Below are 22,656 nucleotides of genomic sequence, written 5' to 3'. Positions count from 1 at the left end.
GCCGGTTGTCGGCTGCCGGACGTACGGTTCCCTCGTCCCGAAGCTCCTCCCGGAGGGAACCCGATGAAGAAGTCAGCCTGGCTGCCCGCAGTCATCGCACCGGTCGTCGTGGCCGGTGCCGTCGCCGCGCCGGTGATCGCGAACGCCGCCGCCGACCCGATCGCGGGGAAGGACCCCAGCGCGGCAGCCGTCCTGGCGAGCGTGGCCTCGTCGCGAGACGCGCAGTACTCCGGTCAGCTGGCGCAGACGAGCGACCTCGGGCTCCCCGAGCTCCCGTCGGGCAGCGGTGGTTCGTCGCTGGAGGGCGACGCCTCGGACGTGCTCGACCTGCTGACCGCGTCGCACACCGCCCGCGTCTACGTGGACGGTGCCGACCGGCAGCGGTTCCAGCTCACCCAGCAGCTGGCCGAGCAGGACGTCGTGCGGAACGGCTCGGACGTCTGGACGTGGGACTCGAAGGAGCGCAAGGCCGTGCACGTCACGCTGCCCGCCGGCTCCGACGTGCCGCAGACCGGCACCACGACGCCCGCCGACGCCGCGGAGCGCGCGATCGCCGCGATCACGCCGAGCACCCGGGTGTCCGACCCGACGGCGGTCCGCGTGGCCGGGCACGCCGCGTGGCAGGTCACGCTGACCCCGCGGTCGTCGGACACGCTCGTCGGCACCGTCCGGCTCGCGGTCGACCAGCAGACCGGACTGCCGCTGCGCGTGACCGTGACGGCCGCAGGACAGCAGGACCCCGCGTTCCAGGTCGGCTTCACGAGCCTCGACTACGGCGCACCCGCGGCCCGGCTGTTCGACTTCACGCCGCCCTCGGGTGCCGAGGTCAGCACGCAGGACCTCTCGGAGCGGGGCGGCCACCACGGTGGCACGGGGCACGACGGCGCGACGCACCGCGGTGCCGAGCCGGCCGTCACCGGCTCCGGGTGGGACACCGTCGTCGAGTTCCCGGCGGGGACGGCAGGTCGCCCGACCGCCGACACCGACGCGACCGCGCTGCTCGACCAGCTGACGAAGTCGGTCGACGGCGGACGTGCCGTGCAGACGTCGCTGGTGTCGGTCTACCTGACCGACGACGGCCGGGTCCTGGCCGGTGCCGTCCCGGTGTCCGCCCTGGTCGCCGCCGCGAAGTGACGGCGGAGGCGGGCCAGGACCGGCACGACGACGACCCGGCGCCGCAGCCGGCGGTCCGCACCGCGTCGCTCGTCAAGGTCTTCCGGAAGCAACGCGCCGTCGACGGCATCGACCTGACGGTCCCCCGCGGTTCGGTCTTCGGGTTCCTCGGACCGAACGGCTCGGGCAAGACCACGACGATCCGGATGCTGCTCGGGCTGTCCTCGGCGACGAGCGGCACGATCGAGCTGCTCGGGCGTCCGATGCCGGCGGCCCTGCACGACGTGCTCCCCCGGGTCGGGGCGCTCGTCGAGGGACCGGCGTTCTACCCGTACCTCTCGGGTCGCGCGAACCTGCAGCGCTTCGACGCGGCCGACCCGACCTCGGACCCGCGCACGCGCCGTGACCGCGTCGCCACGGCGCTGGAGCGCGTCGGCCTCACGCACGCCGCGGACAAGAAGGCGCACGCGTACTCGCTCGGCATGAAGCAGCGCCTGGGGCTGGCGAACGCGCTGCTGGCGCCCCGCGACCTGCTCGTGCTCGACGAGCCCACGAACGGCCTCGACCCGCAGGGCACCCGCGAGGTCCGGAACCTCATCCGGTCCCTCGCCGACGACGGCACCACGGTGTTCGTCTCGAGCCACCTGCTCGCCGAGATCGAGCAGGTCTGCACCCACGCGGCGGTGATGCGCAGCGGGCGGCTCGTGGCACAGGGCTCCCTCGACGAGCTCCGCGCCACGGGCGGCCGCACCGTGACCGTCCGCACGCCGGACGTCGGCGCGGCCGGAGCCGTGCTCGCGCGGCTCGGGCTCGCGCCGCGTCGCGACGCCGGGGTGGACACGCTCGTCGCCGACCTGCCCGCCGACGTGGAGCCCGAGGCGGTGACCGCAGCACTCGTGCGGGCCGACGTGCGGGTGCGGGGCCTGAGCGTCGGCGGCGGCACCCTCGAGGACCTGTTCGTCGCGCTCACCGGAGAGGGGTTCGATGTCGCAGCCTGACGTCGTCCGACGCCCGTCCCGCCCGTTCGCCCTGCTCGGCTCGGAGCTCGCGCTGGTGTTCCGGCGGCGCCGCACCTGGGCGATGCTCGGCGCGCTGGCCCTCGTGCCGGTGCTCATCGCGATCGCGGTGCGGCTGACCACCGACCGGGACGCCGGCGGGCCGGCGTTCCTCGGCGACATCACGAACAACGGCCTGTTCGTGGCGTTCACCGCGCTCACGGTGTCCATCCCGCTGTTCCTGCCGCTCGTGGTCGGGGTCGTCGCGGGTGACACGGTCGCGGGCGAGGCCTCGCACGGCACGATCCGGTACCTGCTCGTCGCACCGACCGGACGGGTGCGCTTCATCCTCGTCAAGTACGCCGGAGCGGTCGCCTTCTGCCTGGCGGCGACGCTCCTGGTCGTGCTGGTCGGCGCGGCGATCGGGGCCGTGCTGTTCCCGATCGGACCGGTCACGCTGCTCTCGGGCACGCAGGTCGGCGGGTGGTCGTACGCCGGACGGGCCGTCCTGCTCGCGCTCTACGTGACCCTGTCGATGCTCGGGCTGGCCGCGATCGGCCTGTTCGCGTCGACGCTGACGACCGTGCCCGTCGGGGCGATGGCGGCGACGGTGGTGCTCGCCGGGGTGTCCCAGGTGCTGGACCAGCTCCCCCAGCTCGACTGGCTCCACCCGTTCCTGTTCTCGCACCTGTGGCTCGGCTTCGGCGACCTGCTCCGCGACCCGATCTCCTTCGACTCGTTCGGGTCGAACGCCGTGCTGCAGCTCGGGTACGTCGCGGTGTTCGGCGCCCTGGCGTACGGCCGGTTCGCCACGAAGGACGTCCTGAGCTGACGCGACGGGGCCGTCCCGACGACGGCCCCGGCGTCTCGTGGGACAACGGGGCCGTCCGTCGGCCGGACGCCGGTCAGGCCGACGGGCTCGCCGACCCGCCCGCCATCGTCTCGGTGTCCGACCCGCGTTGCTCGGCGTACCGGTCGCGCAGGTCGCGGGCCTTCTCCGAGCGGTACCAGTCGAGGCGCGCTCCGGTCTCGACCGTCTGCATGCCGATGACGACCTTGCCGCGGGAGCGCATCTCGGCGAGGTCCTCGTACGCGTCGACGATGTACTCGAACGGGTAGAACCCCGAGATGAGCACCTGCACGCGACGGTCCTGCACGGCCTTCGCGAGCATGGTCAGCAGGTCGCGGGCCTCCTCGTCCTCGGCGGGTGCGCGGAGGAAGCGGATCTCGACGTCGCGGCGGTCCTCCGAGGAGACGACGCGTTCCGCGGGCACGCCGAGCCGGGCCGCGAGACCGGTCTCACGGTCGCCACCGTGGTTGTCGATGAAGGCCGTGATCGGGCGACCGTCGGCGATCGAGCGGATGCGGTCCTCCTCGCCGTCGCCGTAGGCCACCGGGAGTGTGCCGATCTGCCGCAGGTAGTCGTGGTTCCGCGGGCTGCCGAGAGCGATGACGGTCGCTCCGGCGTCGTGGGCGAGCTGGCACTCGATGTGCCCGACCCCGCCCGCCGCCGCCGTGATGACCACGGTGTCCTCCGGCCCCAGGCGGAGCCCGCGGACGATCGTCGCGGCGGTGGCGCCGGCGAGGTAGAGGCCGCCGGCGACCTCCCACCCGACGTGCTCGGGCTTCTTCACGACCGCGCCGCGCGGGACGCGGATCCAGGTCGCGTGCGCACCGCCCTCGGGCGCGTGGCCCATGACCTCGTCGCCGACCTTGAGGTCGCGCACCTCCTTGCCGCGGGCACGGACGATGCCGGCGAAGTCGACGCCCTGGTGCGCCGGGAACGTCAGGTCGACGTGGTCGCGGAGCTTCCCCTCGCGGAGGAACCGCTCGACGTGGTTGAGACCGGCGGCGACGACCTCGACGACCACGTCGCCGGGGCCGGGTTCGGGACGTTCCTGCGGGACGAGGTCGACGACGTCGAACCCGCCGTACCGGTCGTACTGCACTGCACTACCGACGCGCATGGGTGGCTCCTTCCGTGGGCATGGCTCCGGTGTACTCGTGACCCCGGGGCGGTGTCCGTGAGCCAGGGGTACCTAGCGGGAGCCCTTCGAGCAGGTCTGCTCCGCCGCACTCTGCCCGGTGATCGTCGACGGCAGTGCGGTCGGCGTGCCCGGGGCGGGAGCGGACGACGCCGGGGTCGACGCCGCCGGGGTGCCGCCACCCGACGCTGTCGTGCCGTCCGCCGGAGCGCTCGACGCCGGAGCGTCCGGAGCCGGAGCAGCCGGGGCGGCGGACGAGCCCGGCGCGGCGGCGTCCGGTGCCGCGACGGCGCCGCGTCCGATCGAGCCGTCGGCGAGCTGCGTGCGCCGGTCGTCCTGCAGCGCGGTGTTGAGCAGGTGCGCGGCGTCCTGCTCGACCACCAGGCGGTTGCGGTCGTCCGGGTCGTCGGCGGTGGGGTACTGCACGAGCAGCATGTCCGAGGTGTCGGTGTCCCGCAGCGCCGCCGCGAGGGACACGAGGGTGTTCGTCCGGTTCAGCCCCTCGGAGAGCGTCATGCTCGACGTCGCCGCCGACGCGAACCGGAACAGCGTGACCGGGTTGGCGAGGGCGTCCTCGTCGGTGAGCTTGCGGAGCATCGCCGAGAGGAACACCTGCTGGTTGCTGATCCGCGCGAGGTCGCTGCCGTCGTCGACACCGTGGCGGGTGCGGAGGAACGCGAGCGCCTCGTCGCCCTGGAGCGCGACCTCACCGGCGGGCAGGTTCAGGAACGAGCCGTCCGAGATCGGCTTCGCGAGGCAGACCGTCACCCCGCCGAGCGCGTTGCTCATCGAGATCACGCCGTCGAAGGTGACGAGCCCCGCGTACGGGATCGTCAGACCGGTCAGGTTCTCCACGGTGCGGACCACGCAGGCGACGCCGCCGTTCGGCCCGCCCTGGGCGAGCGCGGTGTTGAACATCGCCTTCGGCTGCGCCGGGCTCACCGCGCCGGTGTCGGGATCCGTGCACGACGGGATCGGCACCATCGTGTCCCGCGGGAACGACACCGCCGTCACCTGCGAGTGGTCCTCGCTGATGTGGACGAGCATCGTGACGTCGTTGCGGGCGCCCTCGGTGTCCTCCGGTTCGGCGTCCTGGCCGACACGCGTGTCCGAACCGATGAGCAGGATGTTCGCGCCGCCCTGGATCGCGTTGATGTCCTGGCGCGCCGCCCGGGCCTGGTCGCCGGGACCGAGCTCGACCGTGGCGATGTTGCCCCGGAGGTCGTTCGCGGCGATGGCCGCGACGCTGCCGACGCTGACCAGGGCGACGACCGCGGCGGTGCCGACGACGCCGAGGAGCGTCGCGACCGGTCGGCTGCGCCGCAGCTTCCCGTGGCGTACTCCGCTGCCCGTGCGACGCTGCGGTCCCCGTGCACTCGCGGCCACCGTGTCCCCCTGTCCTGGTCGCTCCGACGCTACCGGAGGGCTCCGCGCGCCTCTGCCCCCAACCCGGGGCGCGGCGGCGGGAGGCGACGACCGTCGGACGGGAGGCCGCCGGAGCGTCACGGCCTGCCCGCCTGCGCGGCGATGCGCGCGACCGTCTCGCGGTCCAGCACGAACGCGATCGGGTCGCTGTCCGGGCGCGGGACGCGGACCGGCGTCGACCAGACCGAGCCGTCCGTCGCGACGTCCACCACCAGCGCGCCCGCCGCCACGTGGGCGGACTCCTCGTCGTACGGCCCGACGACGTCCGTGTCGTTGGCGACGCCGGGGGCGACGAGCACGGGGACGCCGGCGAGAGACCCGACCGCGTGGTGGTGCTGGTGGCCGCCGAGCACGACCCGGACGTCGGACCCGTCGAGGAGCGCGGCGAGGTGCTCGGGGTCCTGCAGGCGGAGGGCCTCGTGCAGGAGCGTCGGGGACGGCACCGGGGGGTGGTGCAGGACGACGAGCGTGCCGTGCGGCACCGGGTCCCCGGTGAGCGCTGCCTGCAGCCGTTCGGCCGCGGTCTCGCTGACCTCGCCGTACCCGGCGCCGGGAACGCTCGTGTCGACCGTGACGATGCGGAACCCCGCGACGGTCGACCAGCCCGAGACGGGGACGCTCGGCGGCAGGTACTCCATGGTGTGCGCGAGCGGACGACCGCCCTCGCCGAGGACGTGCCCGTTCGCGAACACCTGGCGGAACCCCTCGCGGAGGTCGTGGTTCCCCGGCACGACGACGAACGCGGCACTGTGTCGCTCCGCCCAGCCGCCGACGCGTTCGCGGACCGTCCGGTACGACTCGACGCTGCCGTCCTCGGACACGTCGCCCGAGATCACGACGAGACCGACCCCCGGCACGCCCTCGACGTGGGCGAGGACGGCGTCGAGCGCGGCGGTGGTGTCGACCGACCCCTGGTGCAGGGCGCCGTCACCGGTCAGGTGCGTGTCGGACAGGTGGAGGATGCGGAGGGTTCCGGCTGCGGGCGGCTGCATGCGGCACACGGTAGCGACGCCGGTCGTCCACGGTCTGGACGGCGCGTTAGCGTTGCCTGGTGACCGACGCCCCGATCGACCTGCGCTCCGACACCGTCACCCGCCCGACCCCGGCGATGCGCCGGGCGATGGCCGAGGCCGAGGTCGGCGACGACGTCTTCGGCGAGGACCCGGAGACGAACGCCCTCGAGCGGGAGGTCGCGGACCTGCTCGGGCACGAGGCCGGGCTCTTCACCCCCACCGGCTCCATGGCGAACCAGCTCGGGCTGCGGCTGCACGTCGCCCCCGGGGAGGAACTGCTGGCCGACGTCCGCGCCCACGTGGTGCGGGCGGAGCTCGGTGCGGCCGCCGTGTTCTCCGGCATAACCACGCGGACCTGGCCGTCCGAGCGCGGACGGCTCGTCGCCGCGGCGGTGGCCGAGGTCGCGGAGCCGAACGCCGGGGCGTACAGCGTGTCGACGACGGCGATCGCGATCGAGAACACGCACAACTTCGGCGGCGGCACCGTCCAACCCCGCGACGAGGTCACGGCGGTGCAGGCCTTCGCCCGCGAGCACGGCATCGCGGTGCACCTCGACGGTGCCCGGCTCTGGAACGCACACGTCGCGTCCGGGGTCCCCCTCCGCGAGCTCGCCGACGGCTTCGACACCGTGTCCGTCTGCCTGTCGAAGGGCCTCGGCGCACCGGTCGGCTCGGTGCTCGTCGGTTCCCGCGAGCACGTCGCCGCCGCCCGGACCTGGCGGAAGCGGTACGGCGGCGGCATGCGGCAGACCGGCTTCCTCGCGGCCGCCGGCCGGTACGCGCTGCAGCACCACGTCGAGCGGCTCGCCGAGGACCACACCAACGCGCGGGTGCTCGCGGCGGCGCTCGGCGTCGACCCGGCGACGGTCGACACGAACATCGTGTTCGCGGACGTGGCCGACCCCGCGGCCTTCGTCACGGCGGCGGCGGAGCAGGGTGTCCGGGTCATGCAGCTCGGGCCGCGGAGCGTCCGGCTCGTGACGCACCTCGACGTCAGTGCCGAGGACACGGCCCGGGCCGCCGAGGTCCTGGCGGCGATCCCGCGCTGACCCCCGGCGGCCGCCGTGGACGGACGGCCCTCCGGCCTGCACGTGACGACGTCTACCGGTAGACGTCGCGACGGTGGCCGATCGGCAGCACCAGGACGACCAGGCGGTCGTCGACGACCTCGTACACGATGCGGTGATCGCCGACCCGGACACGGAGCTCCCCCGGGCGTCCGACGAGCGCCGTGGCACCGGGCGGACGCGGCGTGGACCGTAGCAGCACCAACGCCGCGAGCAGACGACGCTGCACGGCGCGATCGACCTTGGCGAGCGTCTTCGCCGCGCGCTTCGTCAACTCGACCCGGTACTCCGGCGGGGGAACATCAGTCAAGCGTGATCCCGAGCTCACGAGCGACGTCCTCGAGCGGGAGGGTCTGCGGGTCGTCCTCCAACTCGCGACGGACGGCGTCGACCGCTGCTCGGTCGATCGCGTCCTCGAGCGCCTGCAGCGCGCGGTGTGCCAGGTCCGCCTCGAGCACGACCACCTGCTCCCGACCTCGGACGGTGATCGCCACCGGTTCGCGGTGCGCGTGGTCGAGCAGGTCGGACCACCGCTGACGGGCTTCGCTCGCGGGCAGGTTGTACATGTACTGATCGTACGATCGGTACGGTTCACCTGCAACCACCGGCGGTCGATGCCGGATCGTGATCCTCACCCGACCGCGGACGTGCTTCCCTGGCCCCGTGGGACGAGGACGCGTGCGGACGACCGGCTCGACGCTGGTGCTGGCCGCCGCGCTGCTGCTGTCGGCCTGCCGGTGACGATCCACTGAGCGGTCCGGCACCCACCCCGTGCCAGGATGACGACATGGCGGTGAGCGTTCGGGAGGTCGCAGCGCTCGCTGGCGTGTCCCTCGGCACGGTCTCGAACGTCCTCAACCGACCGGACAAGGTCGCGCCCGGGACGGTCGACCGGGTCCAGGCCGCGATCGCCGAGCTCGGCTTCGTGCGCAACGACTCGGCGCGGCAGCTCCGGGCGGGCCGGAGCTCCACGGTCGGTCTCATCGTGCTCGACGGCGGCAACCCGTTCTTCACCGACGTCGCCCGCGGCGCCGAGGACGCTGCGATGACCCGCGGCCTGGCCGTCCTCGTGGGGAACTCGGACGAGTCCGCCGACCGCGAGCAGACGTACGTCGACCTGTTCGAGGAACGCCGCGTCGCCGGCCTGCTCGTCTCCCCGGCGGGCGACGACCTCGCACGCCTCGAACGGCTCCGCGACCAGGGCACCGCCGTCGTGCTGGTGGACCGTCGCGCCGACGACGACCACTTCGCGTCCGTCTCCGTCGACGACGTCGCGGGCGGCCGACTCGCCGTCGAGCACCTCACCGGGATCGGACGCCGCCGGATCGCGTTCGTCGGCGGCCCCTCCGGCATCCGCCAGGTCGCCGACCGCCACGCGGGCGCCGCGGCCGCAGCAGCCGAGGCCGGCGCCACGCTCGAGGTCCTCCCGACCACGTCGCTGTCGGTCCTCGAGGGCCGCCGGATCGGCGAGGAGCTCCAGGCCCGCCCCGCCACGGAGCGCCCGGACGCCGTCTTCGCGGCGAACGACCTGCTCGCCGTCGGGCTCGAGCAGGCGTTCATCATGCGCGGTTCGGTCCGGGTGCCGGAAGAGGTCGCCATCGTCGGGTACGACGACATCGCCTTCGCCGAGGCCGCCGTCGTGCCGCTGACCTCGGTCCGCCAGCCGGCGCAGGACCTCGGCCGCCGGGCCATCGAACTGCTCGTCGCGCAGGTCGAGCAGGGGCAGGGCATCGCGCTGGAGCACGTCGAGTTCACGCCGGAGCTCGTGGTCCGGCAGTCCACCGTCCCCGAGCGCTGACCCGCCCGGTCGCGGACCCGCCCACGACCGGCCGGGAGGCGCGGGGCGGCCCGGCACCGCGCCTCCCGTCCGGCGCAGGCGCACCCCTAGCATCGAGGCATGGTGCACGTCCCCCGCCGCGACGCACCGCCCAGCGTGCACCACGTGGCCGCCCGGGCGGGTGTGTCGCTGGCGACCGTCTCGAACGTGCTGAACCACCCGGAACGCGTCGCCGATGCGACGGCGGCCCGGGTGCGCGACGCGATCGCGGCCCTCGGGTACACGCCGAACCGGAACGCCCGTGCGCTGGTCTCCGGACGGACGCGCTCCATCGGACTCGTGGTGACCTCGCTGCGGAACTCCCTGTTCACGGACATGGTCAGCGGCGCCCAGGCAGCAGCGCGCGAGCGGGGCGACACGCTGATCGTGACGAACAGCGACGACGACCTCGACGCGCAGGCCGAGCACCTGGCGTTCATGGAGAGCACGCGGGTGTCGGGGATCCTGCTCGCGTCGATGACGACCTCGCGGGCGCAGGTCGAAGCGGCGCGGCAACACGGGCTCCCGGTCGTCTACGTGAACCACGAGCCGGAGGACGTCGACGCGTGCGCGGTCGTGGTCGACAACGAGCAGGCCGGGTACGTGGCGGCGACGCACCTGATCGAGGAGGGATGTCGACGGATCGGGTTCGTGAGCGCACGACCGGACCTGCAGCCCGTTGCACGACGACGAGCGGGGCTGCTCCGGGCGGTCGCCGAACACCCCGGCGTGGCGCTCGTCGACGTCGACGCCGGGGACATCGATCCGCCGGGCGGCACGGACGCCGGTGCCCGGATCGCGGCGATGTCCGTCGAGGAGCGGCCCGACGGCGTGCTCGGGGTGACCGACCTGCTCGCGATGGCGGTCGTCACCGAGCTGCGCGCCGCGGGGATCCGCGTGCCGGAGGACATCCCGGTGACCGGGTGCGACCACAACTCGATCGCGTGGGGCGGCGCCGTGCCGCTCACGTCGGTGACGCAGCACGGCGAGGACATGGGGGCCGTCGCGGTCGAGCTGTTGCACGCGGAGCTGTCGGAACCGGCGTCGTCGCACGTGCACCGGACGGTGGTGCTCGGCAGCGAGCTCGTCCCCCGGGAGAGCACGGTGGGTCGGGCGCGGGCGGTCGCGGCGGCCCGGGCGGGGCGGCCGAGCGACCCGCGGCGGACCGAGGCGTAGGAGCGGACCGGGGGGATCGCCCGGCCGAGCGCGTGCGCGGCGACCGGCCCGTGGCCACGGAGCCGATCCGCCGGACGGGAACCGAGTGAGCGCGCACTTCGTCACGAATCGGGATCAGCGATTGACACGCTTCAACCGCCGTGGTTCCATTCCGATTGAAACGTTCTAAGCACCAGCACCGGACTCCGCACCGTAGCGGCGGACCGGGTCCGTTCCACCCGGGGTACCCCACACCGGGCCTTACGAGGAGGTAAGGAATGTCAGCTCGTTCCCTGACCACGCGTCTGATCGCCATCGGCGGCGCGGCGGTCCTGATCGGCGGACTGACCGCGTGTTCGTCCGGCGACTCCGGCGGCAGCAGCGGCGGCAAGGTCGAGATCAGCTACCTGATCGACAACGGTCCGGCCACCGCCGCGACCGCGAAGCCGCTGATCGCCGCCTTCGAGAAGGCGAACCCGGACATCACGGTGAAGCTCGACACCCGCCCGCAGGGCACCGACGGCGACAACCTGATCAAGACGCAGCTGTCCACCGGCGAGATGGCCGACGTCTTCAACTACAACTCCGGTTCGCTCCTGCAGGCGCTCAACCCGGACAACACCCTCGTCGACCTCTCCGACCAGTCGTGGGCGAAGGACGTCGACCCGCAGTTCACGAAGGTCGTCAGCACGAGCAAGGGCATGTACGGCGCCCCGTTCGGCACGAGCTTCGGCGGCGCGATCATGTACAACAAGAAGGTCTACGAGAAGCTCGGCCTGAGCGTCCCGACGACGTGGGACGAGTTCATCGCCAACAGCGAGAAGATCAAGGACGCCGGCGACGTCGCCCCGATCATCCAGACGTACGGCGACACCTGGACGAGCCAGCTCTTCGTCCTCGCCGACTTCGCGAACATCACCGCGCAGCAGTCGGACTGGGCTTCCGAGTACACGGACCACAAGGAGTCCTACACGAAGGACCCGGCCTTCGCCGGCTTCGACCACCTCGCCGAGGTCGAGGACAAGGGCCTGCTCAACCAGGACTACGCGTCGGCCACCCAGGCGAACGGTCTCAAGATGCTCACCGAGGGCACCGGCGCCCAGTACCCGATGCTCACGAACGCGATCTCGACGATCCAGCAGGACAACCCGAGCAAGGTCGACGACATCGGCGCGTTCGCGATCCCGGCGCAGGACGCGTCCGACACACGACTCACGATCTGGGAGCCGAACGGCCTGTACGTCCCGAAGACGACGACCGGTGACAAGCTCTCCGCCGCGAAGAAGTTCATCGCGTTCGCGAACTCCTCCGAGGGCTGCGGGATCCAGAACGACACCGGGACGCCCGGCGGCCCGTACGTCATCTCGACCTGCTCCCTGCCGAGCTCTGTCCCGCCGATGATCGGTGACCTGCAGAAGTACCTCGACGAGGAGAAGGCGAGCCCGGCGCTCGAGTTCCTGTCCCCGATCAAGGGCCCGAACCTCGAGAAGATCTGCATCCAGGTCGGCTCCGGCATCTCCTCGGCCGCCGTGGGCGCGAAGCAGTACGACCAGGACGTCGTGCAGCAGGCCCAGCAGCTCGGCATCAAGGACTGGTGAGGACGGTGACCGCGACGCTCACGACGGCGGCCGTTCCGCCGGAGACGATGCAGGCCGGCCCCGGTCCGGCGCGCAGGAAGATGCGCTCGTACTACCCGGCGTGGTTCTTCATCCCGGCGATCGCGTTGTACGTCGTGTTCTTCGCGGTCCCGACCTTCGCCGGGTTCTACTTCTCGCTCACCCGCTGGACGCTGTTCGACCAGACCTTCATCGGGTTCGACAACTTCGTCCGCTTCTTCCAGGACCCGCAGCTCGTCTCGGGGTTCATCCACACGTTCGAGTACGGGTTCGTGACGAGCGCGGCGAAGGTGGTCCTCGGACTCGCCCTCGCCCTGCTCCTCACGAGCCCCGTGCTCGGGCGCGGCTACCTCCGAGCGGTGGTGTTCTTCCCCGTGCTGGTGTCCACCATCGGCATCGGCATCACCTTCAAGGCGCTGATGGACCCGTTCCACGGGATCATCAACGGTGTGCTCGGCTCGGTCGGCCTCCCCACACCGGGGTGGCTCACCGATCCGGCGCTCGCGCTCTGGAGCGTCGCGGCGGTGGACATCTGGAAGGGCGTCGGCATCGCCACGCTGATCTTCATCGCCGGCATCGTCGCGATCCCGCAGGAGTACTTCGAAGCGGCTCGAGTCGACGGCGCGAGCTCGTGGACCATCTTCAGGAACATCACCCTGCCGCTCTCGCGACCCGCGATGGGGACGGTCATCATCCTGTCGCTCATCGGCGGCCTGCGGTCCTTCGACCTCATCTGGGCGATGACCGGCGGCGGTCCGGGCTTCACGAGCGACGTCATCGCGAGCGTGATCTACAAGCAGTACCAGGCCGGCTTCTACGGCTTGTCCACAGCGGGCAACGTCGTGCTCTTCGTCGTCGTCACGGCGATCATGGTGCCGATCTCCTGGCTCATCAACCGCAAGGAGGCGGACCTGTGACCGCACCAGCACTCGGACGAGCCGGCCGCCCCGCGGCGGCGGTCCGACGGCCCGTCAAGCGGGAGACCGTGCAACGGTGGACCGTCGGCACGATCGCCATCGTCGTCAGCTTCGTCGTGTTCCTCGTGCCGTTCGTGTTCATCCTGCTGCAGGCGATGAAGTCACCCGCGGACGCGAACCAGCTCGGCTTCACCCTGCCGACGCAGTTCCAGCTGTGGGAGAACCTCGCGACCGTGCTGCAGACCGGCGACGGCGGGATCCTCCGGGCGTTCGTCAACAGCGCCGTGCTCACGGTCGGCAGCGTCGTCGTGATGGTCGTGTTCTCGGCCATGGTCGGCTACACGCTCCAGCGCCGTCCGAGCCGGTGGAACGGGGTCATCAACTTCTTCGTCCTGGCCGGTCTCATCGTGCCGCCCGCCATCGTCCCGACGATCTGGGTGCTGCAGGGGCTCAACCTGTTCAAGACGATGGGCGGGATGATCCTCATCGAGGCGACCTTCGGCCTGTCGTTCTGCATCCTGCTGTTCCGCGCCTTCGTCGCCACCATCCCGAAGGAGCTCGACGAGGCCGCGGTCCTCGACGGCGCTGGCCCGATCCGCCTGTTCTTCGGGGTCGTCCTGCCGCTGCTCAAGCCCGTCATCATCACGGTCGTCCTCGTGCAGTCAGTCACGGTGTTCAACGACTTCACCAACCCGCTGTACTTCCTGCCGGGCTCCGAGAACGCCACGGTGCAACAGACGCTCTACGCCTTCCAGAGCCAGTCGGTCAGCCAGCTGAACCTGCTGTTCACGGACGTGCTGCTCATCACGATCCCGCCGCTCGTCCTCTACGTCTTCTTCAACCGGCAGATCGTCGCCGGCATGACCAGCGGCGCCGTCAAGGGCTGACGCCCGACCCGGCCGGGAGGAACGGACAACCTCCCCCGAGTCGCCCCACCACCACGGGCGGCTCGGTCCACGACACCAGCACCGGTCGACGACGACCGGTCGCGTGAAAGGACCCACCACATGACCACCTGGACCGCATCGTTCCTCGCGAGCGACGACGACCTCGGGAGCGCACCGATCCTGCGCCGGGAGTTCACCCTCGACACCGGCCACGGCGACGTGACGAGCGCCACCCTCGCCCTCAGCGCCCTCGGCGTGGTCGAGGCCTGGCTCGGCGGCCGCCGGGTCTCCGACCACCTGCTCGAACCCGGGTGGACGAGCTACGAGTGGCGTGTGCGGGTCGTCTCCCATGACGTCACCGACCACCTCGTCGGCACCGAGCCGGGCGGCGATGCCGTCCTCGCGCTCGTCGTCGGGAACGGGTGGGCCGCCGGTCGCCTCGCGTGGGGCGGCGGCGGCGGGTGGTACACCGACGAGCGCGCCGGTGCCGCCGAGCTCCGGATCGGGTTCGCAGACGGCCACGAGCAGCGTGTCGCGACCGACGGGTCGTGGCGAGCGCTGCCGAGCGGCATCACCGCCGACCAGCTCTACGACGGCGAGGACGTCGACGCCCGCGTGCCCGACGACTGGCAGCGTCCGGGTGCGGTCGAGGGCGGCTCGGCGGTGCACACGGTGGACCTCGGCGAACGGGAGCTCGTCGCCGACACCGTGCCGCCGGTCCGCCCGCTCGCGGAGATCGCACCCGTCGAGGTCTGGACGAGCCCGTCGGGAGCGACCCTGGTGGACTTCGGCGTCAACCTGGTCGGCTGGGTCCGGGTCACCGCGACCGGACCGGCCGGCACGGTCCTGACGCTCCGCCACGCCGAGGTCCTCGAGCACGACGAGCTCGGCACCCGCCCGCTGCGGACCGCGGCGGCCACGGACCGGTTCACGCTGAGCGGGGGCGAGGACGTCTTCGAGCCGCGCTTCACCTTCCACGGCTTCCGGTACGCCTCCGTCGACGGCTGGCCCGGCTCGCAGGACGCCCTGCGGGCGGCGCTCACCGCGGTGCAGGTCGGCAGCGACCTGCACAGGACGGGCACGTTCGCGTCGAGCCACGAGCTGCTCGACACCTTCCACGACAACGTCGTCCGCGGCATGCAGGGCAACTTCCTCAGCGTGCCGACCGACTGCCCGCAGCGCGACGAACGCCTCGGTTGGACGGGCGACATCGCCGCCTTCGCCCCCACGGCCGCCTACCTGTTCGACACGAAGGCGTTCCTCGAGGACTGGCTGCGCGACGTGTGGCTCGAGCAGCAGCACGCCGACGGGGTGATCCCGTTCGTGGTGCCGGACGTGCTGAAGTACTCCCCCGCCGAGGACTTCGGCAAGCCGGACGCCACCGCGGTCTGGTCGGACGCCGGCGTCTGGGTGCCGTGGACCCTGTACCAGGCGTACGGCGACACGACCGTGCTCGCCGAGCAGTTCGACTCGATGGTCGCCCACGTCCGGCGGGTCCGCGACCACCTGTCCCCGCAGGACGTCTGGGACACGGTGTTCCAGTTCGGCGACTGGCTCGACCCGGACGCGCCGCCGGAGGCCCCGGCCGACGCGAAGGCGGACAAGGGCGTGGTCGCCACGATCTGCGCGTTCCGGTCGGCGTCGATCGTGGCCGAGGTGGCGGAGCTGCTCGGCCGGGACGCGAGCGAGTTCCGGGATCTGGCCGCGCGCCTCCAGGCCGGGTTCCGGACCACCTACCTGCAGGAGGACGGCAGGATCACGTCGGACGCGACCACCGTGTACACGCTCGCGATCGTGTTCGGGATCCTGACGCCGGAGCAGGAGGCCGTGGCCGGAGATCGTCTGGCGGAGCTCGCCGCGGCCGCCGGGTACCGGATCTCGACGGGCTTCGCGGGGACGCCGTTCATCACCGACGCGCTGACGCAGACCGGGCACCTCGAGGACGCCTACCGGCTCCTCCTGCAGACCGAGTGCCCGTCGTGGCTGTACCCGGTGACGATGGGCGCGACCACGGTGTGGGAGCGCTGGGACTCGATGCTGCCGGACGGGTCGATCAACCCCGGGCAGATGACGTCGTTCAACCACTACGCGCTCGGTGCCGTCGCGGACTGGATGCACCGCGTGGTCGGCGGCCTGACAGCGACCGCGCCGGGCTACGCGTCGGTGCGGATCGCACCGCAGCCGGGCGGCGGCCTGACCTGGGCGGCGACCGCGTACGAGAGCGTGCACGGGCGGATCGCGGTCCGGTGGGAGCTCGTCGACGGGGAGCTCGTCGTCGAGGCCACGGTGCCGGAGGGCGTCGACGCGGTGGTGGTGCTCCCGGGGGCCGAGGAGCGGCCGGTCGGTGCCGGCACGCACACGTTCCGGGCGCCGGCGGGCGTACCTGCGTAGCGGCGTCGCGGTGTGGCGGGGCACCGGCGGGGAGCCTGGCCTGTGACGAACCACGGAAGCGACGTCGAACCAGCTCCGGTGCCTGGTTCGACGTCGGCCCCCTGGTTCGGATCACCAGCTTGCTCCGCCACCAGGCCACACCGCTTGCGCGCCGACGCTGCGAGGCGTACCGTATGAAACGATTCAATCGACCACGAGGAAGTGCACGATGACATCAACCCCGAGCTTCGCGGGGATCGCCGGACAACTGGCGGCCCAGCAGATCGAACTCCCGAGCTGGGCCTTCGGCAACTCGGGCACCCGCTTCAAGGTGTTCTCCACGCCGGGCACGCCACGCGACCCGTACGAGAAGATCGCCGACGCCGCGCAGGTGCACCGGTACACGGGCCTCGCCCCGACCGTCGCGCTGCACATCCCCTGGGACCTCGTCGACGACTTCGCGGACCTCAAGCGGCACGCCGAGGAGCACGGCGTCCGGCTCGGCACGGTCAACTCGAACACGTTCCAGGACGACGACTACAAGTTCGGTGCCCTCACCCACGTGGACGAACGGATCCGGCAGAAGGCGATCGACCACCACCTGCAGTGCATCGACGTCATGCACGCCACCGGCAGCCGCGACCTGAAGATCTGGCTCGCCGAGGGGTCGAACTACCCGGGACAGGAGGACATGCGCTCGCGCCAGGACCGCCTGCACGAGTCCCTCAGCACGATCTACGACCGGCTGGGCGACGACCAGCGCCTGGTGCTCGAGTACAAGTTCTTCGAGCCGTCGTTCTACCACACGGACGTCCCGGACTGGGGCACGAGCTACGTGCAGACCGCGGCGCTCGGGCCGAAGGCGATGGTCTGCCTCGACACCGGCCACCACGCGCCGGGCACGAACATCGAGTTCATCGTGATGCAGCTCCTGCGCCTCGGGAAGCTCGGCAGCTTCGACTTCAACTCGCGCTTCTACGCCGACGACGACCTCATCGTGGGCGCCGCCGACCCGTTCCAGTTGTTCCGGATCCTGGTCGAGGTGATCCGCGGTGGCGGCTACGACGACCCGGACGTGGCGTTCATGCTCGACCAGTGCCACAACGTCGAGGACAAGATCCCCGGTCAGATCCGCTCGGTGCTCAACGTGCAGGAGATGACCGCCCGAGCACTGCTCCTCGACCGGGTCGCGCTGACCGCCGCGCAGGAGGCACACGACGTGCTCGGCGCGAACGAGCTGTTCATGGACGCCTTCCAGACCGACGTCCGGAAGGACCTCGCCGAGTGGCGGGAGTCCCGCGGACTGCCCGCGGACCCGATGCGGGCCTACCTCGACTCCGGCTACCAGCGCCGGATCGCCGAGGACCGCGTCGGCGGCGTGCAGGCCGGTTGGGGCGCGTAGGCACATGACGATCGACAGCCTGGAGGCACGGGTGGACCCCGCAACGCACGACACCACCGCGGACGACACGGTCAGGGCCCTCGTCGCCCGTTCGAACGCGCTCGGCTCGGACCCACGGATCACGAACTACGCGGGCGGCAACACGTCCGCCAAGGGCACCGACACCGACCCGGTCACCGGCGAGCCCGTCGAGCTGCTCTGGGTGAAGGGTTCCGGGGGCGACCTCGGCACCCTGACCCCGTCGGGCCTCGCCGTGCTCCGAGTGGACCGGGTACGGGCCCTGCGGCACGTCTACCCGGGCGTCGAACGCGAGGACGAGATGGTCGCCGCCTTCGACCACACCCTGTTCGGCAAGGGCGGTGCGGCGCCGTCGATCGACACCGCCATGCACGCCCTCGTCGACGCCGCACACGTCGACCACCTGCACCCGGACGCCGGCATCGCGATCGCGACCGCCGCCGACGGCCCGGAGCTCACCGAGCGGATCTTCGGCGACCGGGTCGTCTGGGTGCCGTGGCGTCGTCCGGGGTTCCAGCTCGGGCTCGACATCGCCGCGATCGAGGACCAGCACCCCGAGGCGATCGGCACGGTCCTCGGCGGTCACGGCATCACCGCGTGGGGTGCCACCAGCGCCGAGGCCGAGGCCAACTCCCGGTGGATCATCGACACCGCCGAGCGGTACATCGCGGAGCACGGGAAGGACCAGCCGTTCGGCGCGGTGCGTCCCGGCTTCGAGGCGCTGCCCGAGTCCGACCGCCGTGCCCGGGCAGCCGCACTCGCGCCGACGATCCGCGGCATCGCCGGCCACGACGCGCCCGTCGTCGGCCACTTCACCGACAGCGACGTCGTCCTGGACTTCCTGGCGTCAGCGCGCGCCGAGGAGCTCGCGGCGCTCGGCACGAGCTGCCCGGACCACTTCCTCCGCACCAAGGTGCAGCCGCTCGTCCTCGACCTCCCCGTCACGGCGAGCGTCGAGGAGCAGCGCGCACGCCTCCGCGAACTGCACGAGCAGTACCGCGTCGACTACCAGGCCTACTACGACCGCCACGCGACGGCGGACAGCCCGGCCATCCGGGGCGCCGATCCGCTCATCGTGATCGTCCCCGGCATCGGCATGTTCTCCTACGGCAAGGACGCGCAGACCGCGCGCGTCGCCGGCGAGTTCTTCGTCAACGCGATCAACGTCATGCGCGGCGCCGAGGCACTCTCCACCTACGCCCCCATCGACGAGGCCGAGAAGTTCCGCATCGAGTACTGGACGCTGGAGGAGGCCAAGCTGCAGCGTATGCCGGCGCCGAAGCAGCTCGCGACGCGGATCGCCCTCGTGACCGGCGCCGCGAGCGGCATCGGCAAGGCGATCGCGAAGCGCCTCGCCGCCGAGGGTGCCGCCGTCGTCATCGCGGACCTCGACCTCGCCAAGGCGCAGGCGGCCGCGGCCGAGATCGGCGGCCCGGACCAGGCGATCGGCGTGGCTGCGAACGTCACGAGCGCCGTCGAGATCGAGCAGGCGATCCAGGCGACGCTGCTGCACTTCGGCGGCCTCGACCTCGTGGTGAACAACGCCGGACTCTCCCTCAGCAAGAGCCTGCTCGAGACCACCGAGCAGGACTGGGACCTGCAGCACGACGTCATGGCGAAGGGCTCGTTCCTGGTGTCGAAGGCCGCAGCGACGGTCCTCATCGAGCAGGGCCTCGGCGGCGACATCGTGTACATCTCGAGCAAGAACTCAGTGTTCGCCGGCCCGAACAACATCGCCTACTCCGCGACGAAGGCCGACCAGGCCCACCAGGTGCGACTGCTCGCGGCCGAGCTCGGCGAGCACGGCATCCGGGTCAACGGCATCAACCCTGACGGCGTCGTCCGCGGCTCCGGCATCTTCGCCTCCGGTTGGGGTGCGAACCGGGCGAAGACCTACGGCGTCGACGAGGAGGACCTCGGGAAGTTCTACGCGCAGCGCACGATCCTGAAGCGCGAGGTCGTCCCCGAGAACGTCGCGAACGCGGTGTACGCGATCTGCACGTCGGACTTCTCGCACACGACCGGCCTGCACGTCCCGGTGGACGCCGGCGTCGCCGCGGCCTTCCTGCGGTAGCGCGATGCACACCGACGGCAGCGTCGCCGCGGTCGACCTCGGTGCCACGAGCGGCCGGGTCCTCCTCGCCCACGTGGACCGGGACGGCATCCGCACCGAGCAGGTCGCCCGCTTCCCGAACGGTCCCGTGGCGCTGTACGAGGACGGCCGCGAGGCCCTGCACTGGGACGTCGTCGGCCTGCTCGGGCAGGTCGTCGCCGGGCTCCGTGACACGCTCCGACGCGCCCCCGACCTGACGAGCATCGGCGTCGACTCGTGGGCGGTCGACTACGCGCTCCTGCGGGAGGGACGCCTGCTCGGGCTGCCGTACCACTACCGCGACGCCCGACACGAGGCGGGTGTCGCCCCCGTGCACGAGCGGATCACCGCCGCTGCGCTGTACGCCCGGAACGGCCTGCAGCACCTACCGTTCAACACCGTGTTCCAGCTCGCCGCCGACCCGGACGCACACCTGGCGGACCGAGCGCTCCTCGTGCCGGACCTGCTCGGGTACTGGCTCACCGGCGTCACGGCGACGGAACGGACCAACGCGTCGACCACCGGGCTCGTCGACGCGACCACGCGCGGTTGGGACCCGACCCTGGTGGCCGCCACGGGCCTCCCGACCGGGCTGTTCCCCGACCTGCGCGACCCGGGCGACCGACTCGGCACGCTCCTGCCGTCCCTCGGCGGCGGCGTCCCGGTGACGCTCGTCGGGTCGCACGACACGGCGTCCGCGGTGGTCGCGGTCCCCGCGACCGACGACGACGTCGCCTACGTCTCGTCCGGCACCTGGTCGCTCGTCGGGGTCGAGCTCGACGCACCCGTCCTGACGGACGCGGCGCGCGCTGCGAACTGCACGAACGAGGGCGGCGTGGACGGCCGTGTCCGCTTCCTCAAGAACGTGTCGGGGCTGTGGCTGCTCTCCGAGAGCGTCCGCACCTGGGAGCGTGGCGGCGACCGCGTCGACCTGGAGGCGCTGCTCGCCGCCGCCGCGGAGGTCACCGAGCCGGTGGCCGTCTTCGACGTCGCCGACGACGTCTTCACCGCCCCCGGCGACCTCCCTGCACGCATCGCGACCTGGTGCACCGAGCGGGGCCTGGCGGTTCCGGGCTCGCGCGCCGAGGTCGTGCGGTCGATCCTGGAGTCCCTCGCCGTCGCGTACGCCGAGACCCTGCGGACCATCACCGAGGTGACCGGCAAGGACGTCCGGGTCGTGCACGTCGTCGGCGGCGGGTCCCAGAACCGGCTGCTCTGCCAGCTCACCGCCGACCGGACCGGCCTGCCCGTCCTGGCCGGTCCGGTCGAGGCGACGGCCCTCGGCAACGTGCTCGTGCAGGCCCGCGCGAACGGGCTCGCCGGACTCGGAGGAGCATCGCTGGCAGCGCTGCGCGACCTCGTCGCCCGGACCGTCGAGCCGGTCCGCTACACCCCCGCTCCGGGCTCGGACGCCCGCGGCCACCGCACCACCATCAGGAGCCACGCATGACCACCACCGACGACCAGCACCGCGTCGACCCCGCGACCGGCGCGCCCGCCGCCGCGACCGGCCCGGCCTCGAACGCCCGCGTCCGGGTGCAGCGGCAGCTGCCGAGCGTCCGCGACCTCGCCCCGCTGATGCAGTTCAGGAAGCCGTCGCTGCCGGGTCGGCGGCAGCGGCTCGAGTCCGCGTTGACGATCTGGGACCTGCGTCGGATCGCTGCGCGCCGGACCCCGAAGGCGGCGTTCGACTACACCGAGGGTGCTGCGGAGGCGGAGATCTCACTCGCACGTGCCCGGCAGGCGTTCGAGGACATCGAGTTCTCGCCGGCGATCCTGCGCGACGTGTCGCAGGTGGACACCTCGCGCGAGGTGCTCGGCGCCCCGGTGTCCCGCCCGTTCGGCATCGCCCCGACCGGCTTCACCCGGATGATGCAGACCGAGGGCGAGCGCGCCGGGGCGAGGGCCGCCGGACGGGCGGGCATCCCGTTCTCGCTGTCGACGATGGGGACCACCGCGATCGAGGACGTCCGCGACGCCAACCCGCACGGGCGCAACTGGTTCCAGCTCTACATGTGGAAGGACCGCGACAAGAGCATGGCGTTGGTCGAGCGGGCCGCTCGGGCCGGGTTCGACACGCTGCTCGTCACCGTCGACGTCCCCGTCGCCGGTGCCCGGCTCCGCGACAAGCGCAACGGGTTCTCCATCCCCCCGCAGCTCGGCGTGAAGACCGTCGTGAACGCGATCCCGCGGCCGTGGTGGTGGTTCGACTTCCTCACCACCGAGCCGCTCGCGTTCGCGTCCCTCGACCGCTGGTCCGGCACGGTCGGCGAACTGCTCGACCACATGTTCGACCCGACCGTCACGTACGAGGACCTGGAGTGGATCCGCGACCAGTGGCCGGGCAGGGTCGTGGTGAAGGGCGTGCAGTCCCTGGCGGACGCGAAGCGCCTGGCGGACCTGGGCGTGGACGGCATCACGCTGTCGAACCACGGCGGCCGGCAGCTCGACCGCGCCCCCGTGCCGTTCCACCTGCTGCCCACCGTGGTGCGGGAGGTCGGGAAGGACACCGAGGTGCACCTCGACACCGGCATCATGTCCGGCGCGGACATCGTCGCCGCGGTGGCACTCGGCGCGCGGTTCACGATGGTCGGCCGCGCCTACCTGTACGGGTTGATGGCGGGCGGCGAGGCCGGGGTCGACCGGATGATCCAGATCCTGTCCGAGCAGATCGAGCGGACCATGCGGCTGCTCGGGGTCGCCTCCCTCGACGAGCTCGAACCCGGGCACGTCACCCAGCTGCAGCGCCTCGTGCCGGTCCCCCGGTAGCCCGCGTCGCTGGTCG

Annotated in this window: 19 protein-coding genes; 14 read left to right on the top strand and 5 right to left on the bottom strand. The window is 72.1% G+C overall.

Going from position 1 to position 22,656, the window contains the following annotated elements:
- Positions 1 to 63: 63 nt before the first annotated feature.
- The 3 genes from H7A69_RS02710 to H7A69_RS02700 are packed head-to-tail and all read left to right on the top strand — an operon-like array spanning position 64 to position 2,940.
- Entirely contained in the window at positions 64 to 1,134 is a 1,071-nt protein-coding gene (locus tag H7A69_RS02710) for a LolA family protein (RefSeq protein ID WP_182045640.1), read from the top strand.
- Positions 1,131 to 2,111 carry an ABC transporter ATP-binding protein gene (locus H7A69_RS02705; RefSeq protein WP_182045639.1) on the top strand — a complete coding sequence of 327 codons (981 nt, stop codon included), beginning with the start codon at positions 1,131 to 1,133 and terminating at the stop codon, positions 2,109 to 2,111. Before H7A69_RS02710 ends, H7A69_RS02705 begins: the two co-directional genes overlap by 4 nt.
- The gene (locus tag H7A69_RS02700) at positions 2,098 to 2,940 is read left to right on the top strand and encodes an ABC transporter permease (protein ID WP_182045638.1); all 843 of its coding nucleotides are present in this window, start codon (positions 2,098 to 2,100) and stop codon (positions 2,938 to 2,940) included. The genes H7A69_RS02705 and H7A69_RS02700 overlap by 14 nt, the downstream gene beginning before the upstream one ends.
- Before the next feature lie 73 nt (positions 2,941 to 3,013).
- Here H7A69_RS02700 and H7A69_RS02695 read toward each other — a convergent pair whose 3' ends face one another.
- The 3 genes from H7A69_RS02695 to H7A69_RS02685 form a co-directional block, all read right to left on the bottom strand.
- On the bottom strand, positions 3,014 to 4,075 hold the full coding sequence (locus H7A69_RS02695) for an NADP-dependent oxidoreductase (RefSeq protein WP_182045637.1): 1,062 nt from the start codon (positions 4,073 to 4,075) through the stop codon (positions 3,014 to 3,016).
- Positions 4,076 to 4,147: 72 nt separating this feature from the next.
- Complete coding sequence (locus H7A69_RS02690) at positions 4,148 to 5,479, bottom strand: LCP family protein (protein WP_182045636.1); 1,332 nt, start codon at positions 5,477 to 5,479, stop codon at positions 4,148 to 4,150.
- Positions 5,480 to 5,595: 116 nt separating this feature from the next.
- Positions 5,596 to 6,510: a metallophosphoesterase gene (locus H7A69_RS02685; protein WP_182045635.1), complete on the bottom strand. Its 915-nt coding sequence runs from the start codon at positions 6,508 to 6,510 to the stop codon at positions 5,596 to 5,598.
- Positions 6,511 to 6,569: 59 nt separating this feature from the next.
- Between H7A69_RS02685 and H7A69_RS02680 the strand changes: the two genes are divergently transcribed.
- Positions 6,570 to 7,580, top strand: coding sequence for a threonine aldolase family protein (locus H7A69_RS02680; RefSeq protein ID WP_182045634.1), 1,011 nt, complete (start codon positions 6,570 to 6,572; stop codon positions 7,578 to 7,580).
- Between the two features lie 52 nt (positions 7,581 to 7,632).
- On the opposite strand, the gene H7A69_RS02675 is transcribed toward H7A69_RS02680, so the two are convergent.
- Positions 7,633 to 7,908 carry a type II toxin-antitoxin system RelE family toxin gene (locus tag H7A69_RS02675; RefSeq protein ID WP_182045633.1) on the bottom strand — a complete coding sequence of 92 codons (276 nt, stop codon included), beginning with the start codon at positions 7,906 to 7,908 and terminating at the stop codon, positions 7,633 to 7,635.
- Entirely contained in the window at positions 7,901 to 8,164 is a 264-nt protein-coding gene (locus H7A69_RS02670; protein WP_182045632.1) for a type II toxin-antitoxin system prevent-host-death family antitoxin, read from the bottom strand. Before H7A69_RS02670 ends, H7A69_RS02675 begins: the two co-directional genes overlap by 8 nt.
- Before the next feature lie 221 nt (positions 8,165 to 8,385).
- Between H7A69_RS02670 and H7A69_RS02665 the strand changes: the two genes are divergently transcribed.
- The 10 genes from H7A69_RS02665 to H7A69_RS02620 all read left to right on the top strand — a co-directional run bounded on the left by H7A69_RS02665 (position 8,386) and on the right by H7A69_RS02620 (position 22,640).
- The gene (locus tag H7A69_RS02665) at positions 8,386 to 9,396 is read left to right on the top strand and encodes a LacI family DNA-binding transcriptional regulator (RefSeq protein WP_182045631.1); all 1,011 of its coding nucleotides are present in this window, start codon (positions 8,386 to 8,388) and stop codon (positions 9,394 to 9,396) included.
- A 99-nt stretch (positions 9,397 to 9,495) separates the two neighbouring features.
- Positions 9,496 to 10,590, top strand: a complete 1,095-nt coding sequence (locus tag H7A69_RS02660; RefSeq protein ID WP_182045630.1) for a LacI family DNA-binding transcriptional regulator — start codon at positions 9,496 to 9,498, stop codon at positions 10,588 to 10,590.
- Between the two features lie 257 nt (positions 10,591 to 10,847).
- Complete coding sequence (locus H7A69_RS02655) at positions 10,848 to 12,167, top strand: ABC transporter substrate-binding protein (protein ID WP_182045629.1); 1,320 nt, start codon at positions 10,848 to 10,850, stop codon at positions 12,165 to 12,167.
- 5 nt (positions 12,168 to 12,172) lie between these two features.
- A complete protein-coding gene (locus H7A69_RS02650) occupies positions 12,173 to 13,102 on the top strand; it encodes a carbohydrate ABC transporter permease (protein WP_411469343.1) in 930 nt (309 codons plus the stop codon).
- A gap of 68 nt (positions 13,103 to 13,170) precedes the next feature.
- Entirely contained in the window at positions 13,171 to 13,989 is an 819-nt protein-coding gene (locus H7A69_RS02645; RefSeq protein ID WP_259346053.1) for a carbohydrate ABC transporter permease, read from the top strand.
- A 120-nt stretch (positions 13,990 to 14,109) separates the two neighbouring features.
- Entirely contained in the window at positions 14,110 to 16,380 is a 2,271-nt protein-coding gene (locus tag H7A69_RS02640) for a family 78 glycoside hydrolase catalytic domain (protein WP_182045628.1), read from the top strand.
- A 208-nt stretch (positions 16,381 to 16,588) separates the two neighbouring features.
- Positions 16,589 to 17,761, top strand: a complete 1,173-nt coding sequence (gene rhaI / locus H7A69_RS02635) for an L-rhamnose isomerase (RefSeq protein WP_182045627.1) — start codon at positions 16,589 to 16,591, stop codon at positions 17,759 to 17,761.
- Between the two features lie 4 nt (positions 17,762 to 17,765).
- Entirely contained in the window at positions 17,766 to 19,853 is a 2,088-nt protein-coding gene (locus H7A69_RS02630; RefSeq protein WP_182045626.1) for a bifunctional aldolase/short-chain dehydrogenase, read from the top strand.
- A gap of 4 nt (positions 19,854 to 19,857) precedes the next feature.
- Positions 19,858 to 21,321 (top strand): rhamnulokinase, encoded by a 1,464-nt coding sequence (locus H7A69_RS02625; RefSeq protein WP_182045625.1) that lies wholly within the window; start codon positions 19,858 to 19,860, stop codon positions 21,319 to 21,321.
- 128 nt (positions 21,322 to 21,449) lie between these two features.
- Positions 21,450 to 22,640 (top strand): alpha-hydroxy acid oxidase, encoded by a 1,191-nt coding sequence (locus tag H7A69_RS02620; RefSeq protein WP_259346052.1) that lies wholly within the window; start codon positions 21,450 to 21,452, stop codon positions 22,638 to 22,640.
- The last annotated feature ends 16 nt before the right edge of the window (positions 22,641 to 22,656 follow it).

Origin of the sequence: Curtobacterium sp. ME26 (assembly GCF_903970945.1) — a bacterium.
GTDB lineage: Bacteria > Actinomycetota > Actinomycetes > Actinomycetales > Microbacteriaceae > Curtobacterium > Curtobacterium citri.
This window is presented reverse-complemented; position numbering and strand designations above follow the sequence as displayed.

What these genes read in the sequence shown, in the direction of transcription:
- H7A69_RS02660 (WP_182045630.1), top strand. Translation starts at nt 9,496, where the DNA reads ATGGTGCACGTCCCCCGCCGCGACGCACCGCCCAGCGTGCACCACGTG.
- H7A69_RS02665 (WP_182045631.1), top strand. Translation starts at nt 8,386, where the DNA reads ATGGCGGTGAGCGTTCGGGAGGTCGCAGCGCTCGCTGGCGTGTCCCTC.
- H7A69_RS02695 (WP_182045637.1), bottom strand. Translation starts at nt 4,075, where the DNA reads ATGCGCGTCGGTAGTGCAGTGCAGTACGACCGGTACGGCGGGTTCGAC.
- H7A69_RS02685 (WP_182045635.1), bottom strand. Translation starts at nt 6,510, where the DNA reads ATGCAGCCGCCCGCAGCCGGAACCCTCCGCATCCTCCACCTGTCCGAC.
- H7A69_RS02710 (WP_182045640.1), top strand. Translation starts at nt 64, where the DNA reads ATGAAGAAGTCAGCCTGGCTGCCCGCAGTCATCGCACCGGTCGTCGTG.
- H7A69_RS02640 (WP_182045628.1), top strand. Translation starts at nt 14,110, where the DNA reads ATGACCACCTGGACCGCATCGTTCCTCGCGAGCGACGACGACCTCGGG.
- H7A69_RS02620 (WP_259346052.1), top strand. Translation starts at nt 21,450, where the DNA reads ATGCAGTTCAGGAAGCCGTCGCTGCCGGGTCGGCGGCAGCGGCTCGAG.
- H7A69_RS02655 (WP_182045629.1), top strand. Translation starts at nt 10,848, where the DNA reads ATGTCAGCTCGTTCCCTGACCACGCGTCTGATCGCCATCGGCGGCGCG.
- rhaI (WP_182045627.1), top strand. Translation starts at nt 16,589, where the DNA reads ATGACATCAACCCCGAGCTTCGCGGGGATCGCCGGACAACTGGCGGCC.
- H7A69_RS02625 (WP_182045625.1), top strand. Translation starts at nt 19,858, where the DNA reads ATGCACACCGACGGCAGCGTCGCCGCGGTCGACCTCGGTGCCACGAGC.
- H7A69_RS02670 (WP_182045632.1), bottom strand. Translation starts at nt 8,164, where the DNA reads ATGTACAACCTGCCCGCGAGCGAAGCCCGTCAGCGGTGGTCCGACCTG.
- H7A69_RS02700 (WP_182045638.1), top strand. Translation starts at nt 2,098, where the DNA reads ATGTCGCAGCCTGACGTCGTCCGACGCCCGTCCCGCCCGTTCGCCCTG.
- H7A69_RS02630 (WP_182045626.1), top strand. Translation starts at nt 17,766, where the DNA reads ATGACGATCGACAGCCTGGAGGCACGGGTGGACCCCGCAACGCACGAC.